Origin of the sequence: Kitasatospora sp. NPDC058218 (assembly GCF_042882445.1) — a bacterium.
Taxonomy (GTDB): domain Bacteria; phylum Actinomycetota; class Actinomycetes; order Streptomycetales; family Streptomycetaceae; genus Kitasatospora.
Genome location: NZ_JBHVWC010000071.1, coordinates 14,167 through 26,350 on the forward strand (window position 1 = coordinate 14,167; position 12,184 = coordinate 26,350).

At 63.9% G+C, this 12,184-nt stretch carries 15 protein-coding genes; 6 read left to right on the forward strand and 9 right to left on the reverse strand.

What is annotated here, in order from left to right; all coding sequences use genetic code 11:
- Positions 1 to 361: 361 nt before the first annotated feature.
- From ACFVYI_RS34980 to ACFVYI_RS35005, 6 genes are all read left to right on the forward strand, one after another.
- Positions 362 to 841: an NUDIX domain-containing protein gene (locus ACFVYI_RS34980; RefSeq protein ID WP_387893064.1), complete on the forward strand. Its 480-nt coding sequence runs from the start codon at positions 362 to 364 to the stop codon at positions 839 to 841.
- Between the two features lie 157 nt (positions 842 to 998).
- A complete protein-coding gene (locus ACFVYI_RS34985) occupies positions 999 to 1,988 on the forward strand; it encodes a radical SAM protein (RefSeq protein ID WP_387893066.1) in 990 nt (329 codons plus the stop codon).
- Positions 1,981 to 2,757, forward strand: coding sequence for a hypothetical protein (locus ACFVYI_RS34990; protein WP_387893067.1), 777 nt, complete (start codon positions 1,981 to 1,983; stop codon positions 2,755 to 2,757). The genes ACFVYI_RS34985 and ACFVYI_RS34990 overlap by 8 nt, the downstream gene beginning before the upstream one ends.
- A gap of 119 nt (positions 2,758 to 2,876) precedes the next feature.
- Positions 2,877 to 3,614: a hypothetical protein gene (locus tag ACFVYI_RS34995; protein ID WP_387893069.1), complete on the forward strand. Its 738-nt coding sequence runs from the start codon at positions 2,877 to 2,879 to the stop codon at positions 3,612 to 3,614.
- Positions 3,587 to 4,198, forward strand: coding sequence for an AAA family ATPase (locus ACFVYI_RS35000; protein WP_387893072.1), 612 nt, complete (start codon positions 3,587 to 3,589; stop codon positions 4,196 to 4,198). The genes ACFVYI_RS34995 and ACFVYI_RS35000 overlap by 28 nt, the downstream gene beginning before the upstream one ends.
- Positions 4,199 to 4,270: 72 nt before the next feature.
- Entirely contained in the window at positions 4,271 to 4,675 is a 405-nt protein-coding gene (locus tag ACFVYI_RS35005; protein ID WP_387893075.1) for an NUDIX domain-containing protein, read from the forward strand.
- A 61-nt stretch (positions 4,676 to 4,736) separates the two neighbouring features.
- On the opposite strand, the gene ACFVYI_RS35010 is transcribed toward ACFVYI_RS35005, so the two are convergent.
- The 9 genes from ACFVYI_RS35010 to ACFVYI_RS35050 form a co-directional block, all read right to left on the reverse strand.
- On the reverse strand, positions 4,737 to 5,009 hold the full coding sequence (locus ACFVYI_RS35010) for a hypothetical protein (RefSeq protein ID WP_387893077.1): 273 nt from the start codon (positions 5,007 to 5,009) through the stop codon (positions 4,737 to 4,739).
- A gap of 23 nt (positions 5,010 to 5,032) precedes the next feature.
- Positions 5,033 to 6,373 carry a peptidoglycan-binding protein gene (locus ACFVYI_RS35015; protein ID WP_387893079.1) on the reverse strand — a complete coding sequence of 447 codons (1,341 nt, stop codon included), beginning with the start codon at positions 6,371 to 6,373 and terminating at the stop codon, positions 5,033 to 5,035.
- Between the two features lie 66 nt (positions 6,374 to 6,439).
- A complete protein-coding gene (locus ACFVYI_RS35020) occupies positions 6,440 to 6,700 on the reverse strand; it encodes a hypothetical protein (protein WP_387893081.1) in 261 nt (86 codons plus the stop codon).
- Between the two features lie 7 nt (positions 6,701 to 6,707).
- Positions 6,708 to 7,286 carry a hypothetical protein gene (locus ACFVYI_RS35025; protein ID WP_387893083.1) on the reverse strand — a complete coding sequence of 193 codons (579 nt, stop codon included), beginning with the start codon at positions 7,284 to 7,286 and terminating at the stop codon, positions 6,708 to 6,710.
- The gene (locus ACFVYI_RS35030) at positions 7,287 to 7,961 is read right to left on the reverse strand and encodes a hypothetical protein (protein WP_387893085.1); all 675 of its coding nucleotides are present in this window, start codon (positions 7,959 to 7,961) and stop codon (positions 7,287 to 7,289) included.
- Between the two features lie 148 nt (positions 7,962 to 8,109).
- Positions 8,110 to 8,874, reverse strand: a complete 765-nt coding sequence (locus ACFVYI_RS35035) for a hypothetical protein (protein ID WP_387893086.1) — start codon at positions 8,872 to 8,874, stop codon at positions 8,110 to 8,112.
- 12 nt (positions 8,875 to 8,886) lie between these two features.
- Positions 8,887 to 9,942 (reverse strand): hypothetical protein, encoded by a 1,056-nt coding sequence (locus ACFVYI_RS35040; RefSeq protein ID WP_387893088.1) that lies wholly within the window; start codon positions 9,940 to 9,942, stop codon positions 8,887 to 8,889.
- Positions 9,943 to 9,945: 3 nt separating this feature from the next.
- On the reverse strand, positions 9,946 to 11,133 hold the full coding sequence (locus ACFVYI_RS35045) for a siphovirus ReqiPepy6 Gp37-like family protein (RefSeq protein ID WP_387893089.1): 1,188 nt from the start codon (positions 11,131 to 11,133) through the stop codon (positions 9,946 to 9,948).
- 47 nt (positions 11,134 to 11,180) lie between these two features.
- Positions 11,181 to 12,176: a phage tail domain-containing protein gene (locus ACFVYI_RS35050; protein ID WP_387893091.1), complete on the reverse strand. Its 996-nt coding sequence runs from the start codon at positions 12,174 to 12,176 to the stop codon at positions 11,181 to 11,183.
- Positions 12,177 to 12,184: the final 8 nt, after the last annotated feature.

Sequence of the window (12,184 nt, forward strand, 5' to 3'; positions counted from 1 at the left end):
GAGCTAGCGGAGCTGTACAACCGCTACGGATCTCCGGACGAAGGCGGATCGCGCGGTCGACGCTTAAAGATTCGGGCCCTGCTTGATCGGCCCACTCAGGGAGAGGCCTGCTGGCTTCTCCTCGACGGCTCGGCGGCCGAGGTAACCAACGATGGCCTTGTTGAGCGCGAGATCCCGCTCAAGCGGCCAGCCTGACACAGACTCCCGCCCTTCTGCCCGTTTTGAACACGGGCGGGCAGAAGGGCGGGTTCCAGCTCCCGCCGTTGGCAATCGGGCGGGAACCCTGCCCGCTCGCTCCCCGTAGAGCGAGCGGGCAGCGGAGACACTTCCAACCCTGAAATGAGGCAGTGTGCTGAATGCCTTGCCCGAGATCCTGACTTCCCCGCCCCCTCGCCGGTTGGGGCATCAGGTCCTCGTTCAGAACTCCGACGGCGCCATTCTGCTGGAAGAGGTCACGTACAAGCCTGACGGGCTGATTCTCCCCGGAGGCAGCGCCGAGGCGAGAGAGCTGCCTCATCTTGCCGCGCGCCGGCACCTGGAGACGGAGACGGGCCTTTCATTGCCCCTCAACCGGGTTCTGGCCGTTGACTACGTGGACAGCCAGCTCCTCCCGGAGGGCATGAACTTCGTCTACTGGGGTGGGCGTGTCACCAAGGTTCAGGTGGAGCTCGTTGCCCAGCACCGACCCCCGCAGGAGATCGTAGGTCTCCACTGGATTCACGACTCCCAGCTTCCCGAGCTGATGGAGGCGGACCAGTACCGGCGGGTGAAGCAGGCCCTCGCTGCCCTCGCCCGCGGTGCTTCCCTGCCCATGCTGCTGCGGGGAGTGCCGGCCGAGTAAGTAGGGCCACCAAAGTCTCCGCCCGCAGCGGTCCAGGCACACCGGCCGGGCGGACTGGTGTCGGCCAGCCTCATCCCCCCGAGGGGCTGGCCGGCGCTCTGATCTTCATGACCATCCATCAGGCAGGCGTGACTCACGCAACGTACATGGAGGAAGCATGACTGACCTCGGTCTTCCGATCATCCCGCCGCGTCGAAGCCTCGACCTGGGGAGCGGCCTCAGCTTCGGGGCCGGACACCACTTCACGGTTGAGCCGGGTATCGACCTCTGGGACCTCGCCCGCAACGCCACCGCCCCGATCTCCGTGATCAAGCAGGTCACCAAGAGGTGTGACTTCGACTGCTCGTTCTGCTCCGAGATCTTTCAACTGCCGGATCCCTCGCTGGAGCAGTTGGAGATCATGCGGAACAACCTGAAGGGCACCCGACGGATCTTTCTGTCCGGCGGCGAACCCCTCATGCGCAAGGACTTCGGCGACATCGTCGACATGTACGCGGACGAGGGGTTCATCCTCGCTGTCCCGACGAACGCGACCCACGGGCTTCAGCACGCCAAACGGATCGCCGGCAAGATCGCCTTCGCGAACATCGGCCTGGAGGGCCCGCGCGGGATCACGAACCGGGTGCGCGGGGACTACGACAAGGTGATGCCGGGTGTCCGCGCGCTACAGGACGCGGGGATTCCCATCTCCCTGTCCGCGGTTGTCTACCGCTCCACCCTGGGAGCCCTGCCCTTCACGGTCCAGATCGCCGACGTCCTCAACGCCGGCAAGGTGAAGCTGATCATGCCGCTTCGCAAGGGCAACGCACTCAAGTTGGACGAGAACGAGTTCATCACCGACGGCGAGGCCGCTGACGCGTTCAGTCGACTCACTGAGCTGCGTACGACCTACCAGTGGAACCCCGCGATCCGGCTCACCACGTGGACGGAGGAGAACGAGGGTCACATGATCGTGGTGGAGCCGACCGGCAAGACGAACGCCTGGCCGGTGTACAACGCGAAGGACCTGTTCGAACCGATCGGCAACCTGCTGGAAGAACCGATCCAAGAGATCTGGAAGAGGTACCGCTTCAAGGAGAACCACTTCCGCAAGTACCTCGGGGCATCGATCCGTACCGCGGCGCACGCCGGGGGCGGCAGTGCGTGAATTCACCAACCTCGGTTGGCCCCAGACGCCCTATGCGGCTGGCATGCGTCCCTTCGCGAAGAAGGTGCGACTCCTCACCGGGATGAGCATCCAATGGGCCGACGAGGGCACTGGGGCCGTTCCGATCGGTGCCGCCGCCGTCTTCATCCCCGTGCACCGCACGGCCAGCCGCGACATCACTGCCGAGACCTTCCACTTTGGCTACCGAACCGTGGCCATGGACCCGGACAGTCATCGGACAGACATTCCGGCCTTCGTGGACGGCATCCTTGTACAGGGCCGCCGCGAAGCCGAGATCATCGGATGGCACTCCTTCCCCGATGACCTTCACGCCCTTCACTCCCTGCTGTCGACGCCGCATGCCGGTATCGACGCCGTAGGCGCGGCATGGGCCAACCGGGCTGAGCGGGAGCGAAGTACCGCCCTGCTGGTCGACACGGCCCGCGACACCATGCGGCTCGACAGCGCCATCAAGGCGGGCGGCCTGGACTTCGGACCCGTCCTCTGGCAGTACCGGGCGCCGGACGTTCTGCAACACGTCTACGAGGACCTGACCGCCCCGGGAGTTTTGGCCGAAGACCTGGTCTGGCACACCCAGCACATCGGGGCTGCGGCCCTGATGTCCGCCCTTGCCGTGGCACTCCTGGCCGGCCAAGAAGCCGAGCGCCTTTCCTGGGCTGAGCCGTTCGACGTTGCCCAGGCGCTCCGCCTGGCCGCGTGGGACACCATGCCCCTGGCATTCGACACAACGCCCCTCCGGGGCAACTGAGTCACGCATACGGTGGGCCCGGTAGAAGTGCCGGGCCCACCCTCGCGAGGAGCACAGTGATCACCGTCAGCAACTTGGCCAACCCTCGCCAGATGCCCCGTAAGAGGGGCCGGACGCGGGTGGCATCTCTCGACGTCGAATGGACCAAGAACTACAGGATCAAGAACGGCAACAGGCCGTTCTGCTTCTCGCTCGCAGTCCTTGACCTGCCGTCTACCGGCTCCGCAGTCGACCTTTCCCAACTTCCCTTTGCGTACACGAGCATGTACGTCGAGGACGCTGGCGAGACCGGGGAGCTCGTGACCGCCGCAGCTGGCACTGTTTCCCAGGCCTTCGAGGACGCGGACCTCATCACCGGCCACCAACTCTGTTCCGACCTAGCCGTGTTGGTCGCCAACCGGAACGAAGCCGCTCCGGCGTTGGACAGTGCCCGGACTGCATGGGCCGCACGGCGGGAACCTACCGACGGTGCCCCGAGGGTCATCGACACCCGATACGACGCCGGTCACCTGCTGAACGGCACCTCGCGTCGCCTGGTCGATGTCTGCACCGAACTCAACCTGGATGTCACCCAGCCGGAACTTCGCAGCACATCTATGACCAACCTGCACCGCCGATGGCTGGAGAAGGACGACATCGAGGCTCGTGAACGGGTCAGCGTCCTGAACCTGCGGCACTCCCTGTCCACGGCGCTTGTTGCTTCAGCAGCCGCAGGCCTCGGCAGCTGGGATGACCACGGCCTCAACGTGAACCGAATGATCGCCGCCCACGCCGACGGCGCGTGGGGCTGGCTCCAATCCCGCACCTTTCGAGACCTGTTGGGGGAATCGTGCCCATCCGAGACTGTACGGTCGTAGCCGTCGAGGGAACGGCGGCAGCCGGAAAGACGACCCTGGTCCACGCCCTCACTGCCTACTACCGCGAGCAGGGCGTCAACGTCACTGCCACGGGTGAACCCGCACGGGTGAGCCCCTTCATGGAGGAGATCGTCCTCCACGACAAGGGCGGCTTCGACCTCACTGCCGAACTCGACGCCTTCGCGGCCCAGCTCACCACCACCATGCGTGCCACACGCAATCACAGCCTGCTCATCACCGACAAGACGCCGGCCAACGTCCTCGCCTACGCCCGGCTCGTACTTGATCAAGAGGACCCGCAGGTCCGGGCCGTCCTCCGATCGGTTGAATCCCTCTGCAACACCTGGATGCCCATCGCCTACAGTGCGGTGATTCACTGCCGTGACCACTACGACCAGGAGGCCGGCGGAGACCGCTTCCGCGGCAAGGTTCTCGACCTTCAGAGCGCCACCGAGACGGCCGTCTATGAGGCGATCCAGGCCACCAAGGTGCCGATCCTCGACCTACCGCAGGGCCTCACTACACAGGCCCGAGTTGAGTGGATTGCCAAGCAGCTCCACATCAACGGCATCAACGTCCACTGAGGTGGCCTATCGTCCTCCTAAGACACACCTTCGGAGGACCTGGTGCAGCCCCAACGCCCGATCAATGACGCCATGCTCATTCTCGAACGCAACGGCCTGGTGTTGCTCGCGGAGCGGGCCGGCACTGGGTACAGCGACGGCCTGTTGAACCTGCCGAGCGGGAAGGTGGACGAAGGCGAGGACGTGATCTCGGCCGCCATCCGGGAGGCGTGGGAGGAGGTCGGCGTCCGAGTCGAGCGCGAGGCCGTTCGAATCGTTCACGTGATGCACTACCGCAACCCTGAGGGTGAGGTTCGCGTTGGCTGGTTCCTCGCGGCGTCCGAGTGGGCGGGGGAGCCGTACAACGCCGAGCCGCACAAGTGCGCTGGCATCTCCTGGCAACCGATCAACGACCTGCCTGAGAACGCACAGCCGTACAACGCGGCTGGAATCACCCGGTACCTGAAGGGCGAGCCCTTCTCCGTGGTGGGCTGGTAGGCCTGGAAATGCGAAAAGGCCCCCTCCCCGAATGGGGAGGGGGCTTCTTTGCGTTCTGGGATTAGTCAGCCTGGCCGGCGTTCTGCTCGGCCTCCATGTTCACCAGGTCGGCCTGACGGGCCGCAGCTCGATCCCACGGAGAGGTCTCGTGGAGTGCGTCCAGGGTCTTTCGGTTCTCGGTTCGCTGAGCCAGTTCACCGGCACCCAGCAGGGCCGCAGCGGCGGCCACCAGGGCCTCCCATGGAACCTGGGGGTACCAGGTCATCAGCAGCGGAACCAGGGCCGCGACGGCGGCCACGACACGCACAGCGTGCTTCGAAACGAACGAATTCATTCATCCTCCAGAGGAGTTGGGGGTTAGCGAGAGGGAGCGGTCCAGGCGTACCGCCAGGTGACCGGACCGACGATCCCGTCTGCCGGTCGGAGACCCTGCCGGGCCTGGAACTGCTTGGCGATGGAGGCCGAGGCCGGGCCGTAGTAGCCGTCCACGGCAATGCGCCATCCGCGGGCCTTCATGCGGGACTGCCAGACCTTCACGTAGGGGTCGTAGGTCGGAGCCTTGCCCGTGTACTTCAGCGGCCGGCCCGGGTAGGCCGGCACGTTGGTGCTCGCCTTCGAAGCGGTTGCAGCGGGGATGCTCCGGCCCTTGCCGTTCATCAGGTAGTCCCAAGTGGTCGGGCCCGGAATCCCGTCAGCGTTGCTCCCAGTCCAGCCCTGGGCGAGCTGGAAGGCGCGGGTGGCCTCCCGGTCTGCCTCAGTCCAACGAGGGCCGGGGCCCTCCTTGTAGAAGCGGCCACCGCCGCGCTTCACCAGGGCCTCGCCGAGCTTCGTCACATAGGAGTTGTTCGTGCCTGGGCCGAACTTGCCGGTACCCGGGAAGGTGTTGCCTGGGACAGGGGTAGGAACCGGCACGGGATCCGGATTCGGGGCCGGAGGCTCCGAGTTGGGCTGTGGCTCCTGGGCGCCGCCGGGGACGGCCGGCACGGTGATGGAGTCGCCTGGGTGGATCTGGTCGGGGTGGTCCTTCACGCTCGGGTTGAGCGCCAGGAGAGAGGCCAGGCTGATGCCGGCCGCCGCAGCGATGGCGGTAAGGGTCTGGCCGGCTCGAACAGTCACGGTCTTGGTCGGCTTGACCGAGCCCGGGAAGGCCGGGTTCACGGCTGGACCGGACGCGGTAGCGGCGTAGGTGAAGCCCTCCCGGCCCTTCAGCCCCGGGTCTGCGGTGGTGACCCCCTCCGAGTAGGCCGGCAGGCCGTACCCGTAGACGGTGGAGCTCCGGCGCTCCCGCTTGCGGAGATAGACGCCGTTCCCCTCCGGGGATCCCGAGTCGTTCGTATTTCCTTCGACCGAGTAAATGAAGTCGGCATCGTACGAATGGATGAGACCGGTGTGAGTTCCACCGCCAGAGCCGAAAAACACCTGGGCACCGATGGCGGGATACTCGGAGAAACGGCCTCGGGACTTGAACCAGGCAACCGCGGTGAGGCAGGAAGCGGTGCGGGGAAAGAGGCTGGCTACGTTGGCCTTCATGGCCACCCAGGCACAGAAGGTGCAGCACCAGGCCTGATTCTGAGACCACTCAAGGCCCGGAACCTCCGGGCTGTACTTCTGGTAGTTGTTGTAGTGGCCGCCGCTGTATCCCTCGCGGTAGCCAACCTGACTCTTGGCGATGCTGAGAACTATCTCAACCTGACTCAAGATGCCTCCAGGGCATGCAAAAAGGGGCCGGCCACATGGCCAGCCCCTCGGGGATGAATGAAAGAATTAGAGCCCGGCGCGAAGCCGGGAGGGGTCGAGCGTCGTAATCAGCTCGACAAGTCGGCGGTTCTCCGACTCGATGCGGGTGAGCCTGTCCTTAATTTCGTTCAGGTCGTCCTGAAGTCGATCAGCCCGTGTCTTCTGGGCTTCCGCCTCGCCTCGCCAGACCTGGGCAGAATTCATCTGCCAGGACGCTCGGACCATGACGAGAGCGGCAGTAACCGAGGCCGCGGTGCCCGCGAATCCGAAGATGTCAGTGGGGGTCATTGGCCTCCTATCCGGAAATCTTCTCGACGGTCAGATTCCATGCGTTTCGCTCGTCGCTGGGACCGCCGTCAGACTGGAATCCGTTCCACCAGGCCACCAGATAAGCCGTGAAGTCGTGTCCAGCACTGAGGGTTGCCGCAAAAGAGAAGGACGTCGTTGCTGAATCGCCGTTGTTAGGTGGGTACAGGAACGCTCCCGAGGTCGCTCCCGTGGCGGTGGCAATCCATGCATGTGCCTTGGTTGGGGATGCGGCAGTGGTCCACCCGCCATAGTTCATGGTGAAGCGGTAAGTCCCGGCCTCAGGCACCTTGATGGTGCCGCCGTCAGTAGTGGCCCAGGTGCCAACGCGAGCAAGGGGGTTCGAGGTGTTCCAGTAGACGACAGTGGAACCATTCGCACCGAGGACAATCGAGTTCTGAAGGGTCACCGAGAGAACCGGATTCGCCTTGATCTTGTTGATCTGATTCTCGTGGTCAGCGGCCACCGTATACAGCGCGTTGTGAACGTCGTAAACCTGGCCGTTCATGTCTGCCGGAGAGATGACCTGTCGGGAAGTCCAGCCCTTCAGAGTGGGAAGAGTGATCAATTAAAGCTCCAGGATGGTAGTGGTGCCGAGTTCGGAACCGACGGAGTCACCCAGAATCCAGGTTGCCTTTCCGTCGGACCGTCCTGGAACTGAAATGAGAACAACTGCGGCGGAGGCAACAGTGGTGTCGAGCTGTACGGAGCCGGGCGAACCGCCGGCGCCGGGAGTGTCGGCAACCATCAGGCTGACCTGATTCACACCGAAAGTTCCGAGCTGCTGATCCCGAGCGGCAACGCCAGAAGGCCAAGCCAGGCCCGTAAGCGAGCTGGACACCGTGACGGCGGCGTACAAGTTGCGGTAGCCCGTAGAGGGCATCAGGGCCAGGGAGTTGGTGTTGGAGTACTCCCGGATGCCGACCACGGGCGTAAGTCCCACATTGGAGATGTCACCGTTGCGATAGACCAGATTCATGACGGCGGCATTGCGGGCTGGGCCCACATCCCAGATAACGGAGCTTCCTCGGGATGGCTCCCAGGGCCACACAGCGACAGCCATCAACAGACCGCTGGCGAGGGTGTATTGGGTCGGAATCGCACCCGCAGGAGTGACTAAACGGGGCGCCGGCGCGGCACCAGAGCTGACACAAATGCTGACGATGAAATCATTCGTCCTCACCGCCGGAAGCGCCAGCTCGGCGAGGGCCTGGTCCACGACCAGAGCCCGGGTGCTGGCCACGTAGGCCGGAAACTCCTTGGACGCTGGGGCGGCGCTCATCCACGCAGCCCCGTCCCAGTACAGAGGCGGCGCGGCTACCCAGGTGCTCCCGTTCCAGGCCTTCGGGGTTTGGTCGACCCAAGCACTTCCAGACCAGACCTTGAGCTGATTAGGCATACTGCACCCACACATCCCCGGGCTTCGGGCTGGACGGCGCGTTGGGGCCACTGAAGACGCGGGCGGTTCCAACGTTCGAGGCCGTCACCGATCCGGCCGAGATGACCGAGCCGTCTCCCTGAACTCGGAACACCGAAGCGGTGGTTGTCGTGGTTGCCTTCGAGTTGGTCACGTTGATGACTGCCTGGCCGCTGCCGTAGGCCGGCGCCCCGATGCAGAGTGCGGCGCGGACGCCGATGGTGTCGATCAGGAGGGCACCGCTGTTCCGCACTCGGGTGTAGTCGGTTCCGTCCGAGGTCTTCAGCTTCCAGGCACAGCCTGTGGTGTCAGGCGTGGTCGGGACGATCCAGCGAGCCCAGTCCGTACCGGCGGGGACCTGGAGGTCAGCACCCGCCAGGGGCAGGAAGTTGAGCAAGCGTTCGTTGGTGTATGCCCTGTCGGCGTGGGGGTCCGCGGCGGCCTGGTGCTGGACCAGGCGCTCGCCGGCCGTCGTCGAAACGAGTCCGACCCGTCCGGCCCCGAAGTCGACCCACAGGCGCTCAGCACCGGAGGCGGGGCCGTAGAACGAGGGAACCATGCCTCGGTTGTCGGCAACGAGCTGGAGGATCGGGGCCCCGCCGGTGTCGGTCAGATCGGTAATCTGAGCGGCGCCGGCCGACGGGCCGTCCCAGACGGTTCCGACCGCGCCAGGGATCCGGGCACCGGACACCGACTCGGCTACGTCGGCAGCAGTGCCGCCGAAGAGATTTCGTGCCAAGGGTTTTCCTCCTTACTCGCTAAAAACGTCGGACTCGTAAGTCCCGGAAAGATGAAGAGTTGAATGGGCTGGGATCCCTTGAAGAACAACCAGGGAGTCACCGGCAGGAGTGAAAAGGTTCACGGTCGTGGTCGCGTTTCCTTCCCACGTGATCCCCTTGACCTGAGACAACCATGGCTTCCCGCCGCCACCCTGGGGGTTGTCGATATAGCCGTCGAAGATCTGGGCGGTCTTGCCGTTGGCAGGCTGAGGAAGAGATGCCTGCATGTACCAGGCATTGGTGACGATGTCCGCAGGACTGGAGTTCTTCAGCTTCATGTTGAAGTGGACGGTGTTGGGTGCAATCCAGCGCCAGCGGCACACACGGTCGATGTCGGCCGGCTGGTTGTTCACGCCCCAGAGGCTCGGGGTAAAGGGCCGCGCCTTTCCCAGGTGGCGGGTCACCATGTACCCGTCGCGCCCGTTGAAAGCCTCGTACTGGGAATCACCGCCGTCAACGTCGAGGTCATACAGGAAGGAACCTCGCGGGACGAAGTCTGCGGTACTGCGAGTGTTCCAAGGAGTTGTCACAGCCCGCGGAAGGTCAAAGGAAGCTCGCGAGTAAACCGACAGGGCACCGTTGGCAGCCGGCACATCCACTTCGAGCAGGACCATTTCCCACTTCTGCCCTGGCGCCCGCTGAGGCTGTGGGGCGATGGGGGAGATGGAAGGCTGACCCTTGACGGCCACGATGTTGACGGAGCCCTTTACGACGTCGGCTCGGATTACCACGGTGTCCTTGCGGGCCTTGTCTGTCGGGTTGGGGTCGATATCGACACTGAGCGTCGCCGTGAGCTGGTAGTAGAATCCACCGACCCAGGCGTTACCGGGGTCAATGGTGATGGTGCGGCCGTTGATCACCTTCCATGCAAACGGCAGGGCCGCGGCGTCGTAGCTGCCGCTGGTGAGCTGGAAATCAACGCGATCTCCGCCCCACAGGTGGGCCATCTGCTGCCATTGAATCTGTGACACCATCTCGGTTCCACCAGAGGCATTTGCCTGGGAAAACGGGTAACTGACTTCTGCCATGGGTTACATCCTCGCTTCGAGCTTCCGGAGCTTTTCGCGAAGCTCGGATACGGTCTTGTAGAGATTCAGGGGGTCGCCGGTGCCCTGCTCGCCAATCTTCGGACGAATGGTCAGAGACTTTCCGGCGTCCTCAATCGAGATGTTGACCTCGCGAACGATGTCTACATATTCGACGCCATCAATTGCCACGGTCACCAGGTCCCCAACAAAGTAATCGCGCCCAAAGCGGATCTGCTCTGTGTCGATGGGGTAGAGCTGGAAGTTTCCGTTCTTCTCGCCCTGCTGGAGGGCGGACGCGGCAGCGTCCAGGACGGCCTTCTTGGCATTTTCGAACTCGGCATCGGTTGTGTCCGGTTTCGCCTTCATCGGCTGCCCGGTAGCCGGATCCGTCTTGAGCGGAAGGTCTCGCCGGTCAACAAACGTCTCTACCTGAAGGCCCCATTCGGCCTCGGCGTCCGTATCGATCTGCTGATAAAGGTACCGCTCGTCCCCTTCACCCTGGCACCCCACAATGGCCCGGGTAACCCGTGGTGCGGTGAGCGTCCAGACGTATTCACGGAGGTTTCCCAGATCCGGGCTGAAGCGCACGTCTCGGGAGCGGTCCCGAGGCTTGAAGATGCGAAGCTCGATCTTCTTCACGTCGGGGTTGTAGATGAAGCGGTAACCGAAATCCTTGCCCTCGGTCCACTTTTCGAATGTGGTCCCGAGAACATCGAATCGGAAGCTGTCGTTGACCTGTGCGCCGAGGTCCGCCGGCGCTGGCATCGACAGGCCGGGAATCCTGCGGTCGGGAAGTGCGGAGGATCCTAGGGAGTGCTCCAGCTCCCACCAGAGGGCCGTACTGGCCGCGCCGGCGGCCTGGCGGGTCGGTCGAGCGGTGTACTGCTGAGCAATGCTTACCGCGGGCTCGGGGAAGGCCAGGCGGCTGTAAGCCAGCTTGTTGTCACACTTCCCGCCCACGTAGAGGCTGCCGGGCCCCGTGTGCTGTTCGACGGTCCAATACTCCTGGAAGAACTCAATCTGACCGGTAAGAACCGGCTCTGAGACACCATCCTGATAGATGGCGATCCCGCCACCCTTCTGAAGAAGTTCGGCCTGGTCGGTACCACTCTTTACGAGAAGCTGCCATGTGCCCTGTTGGCAGAATCGAACGATGAAATCGAGCTTGATCCAAGTGTCAATGACGCCCACACGATTGAGGTTTCGGTCCCGGACCTCGATTCGGTAACCCATGGGCATCAGTAGCTTTCGTAGCGAGGGCGAAGGGTGAGCTTGAGCGTGGCGGCGGAACTGCCGGCCACCAGGTCGACTGAGACGGACGACTTCCCGGCCGGCACTGGCCAGAGCGCTGGGGAAGGGTCGAGCCTGGGCCAGTAGTTGGTGCCCTGGTCGTCCTTGAGGGTCTTGTATCCGGGCCGGGTGTCCACGGTGAGCGTGCGCCCGGCTGGTACGGCGTCAGGACTGCCGGAGGCGCCCGCGGCGATCCCGAAGGACTGGTTGCCGGCCGTCATCTTGAAGCCCCGGACAGGGCCCTTCAGTTCCCAGACCGGCCAGGCCTCGACGTCCCCGGAATTCACGATGGGAATTGCGTTGCTGGACAAGACGCCCTTGGTGAGCTTCAGCGGAAAGAACGCGGTGCTCGTCTTGAGGAAAGGTGACCCTCCACCGAACTGCCACTCCGCTACCTGCATATCCGGGCCGTAGAAGTACGGGTCGAAGGCCGTAAGCTGGAGTCCGTACTTCATGAACCGGAAGCCAGCGTTGTCGGTCCCTTCGTCGCCCTCCATGCCGCCCTTGTAGTAGGCGTAGAGGGTGCGGGTAAGGGAATCGCCCTCGGCGAACTTGAGGACGCAAAACCCGTTCTTCGGGTTGAGAGCAGATATCAGCCGACGCTTGAGATCCTTCAGCGTGCGCCGGTCGATGCCGTGGAGATAGACGGGAATCATGACCTGTCGAGCCGCCACACGGGAACCCCGATAGATCGAGCCGTCAAGGTTTGGGCTGTCGTCGGCGTGGAGTTCCACCGGCGGCATATCCAGCCCCGTGGCGCCGGCCTGAATGAGGATGACCGGCCATTCCCGGGTAGCAAAGGAGGTCAGGGAGATTTCCTCTCCCTGACCGTTTGAGCCTGTAATCGTCACATGGGTATGGCCCCATGCCATTGGCTGAGGGGGCAGCGGCAGCGGCGCTGGCTGCTGATCCTTGACCAGTGGCGTAATCGCCGGAATTGGCATGGGGCCTC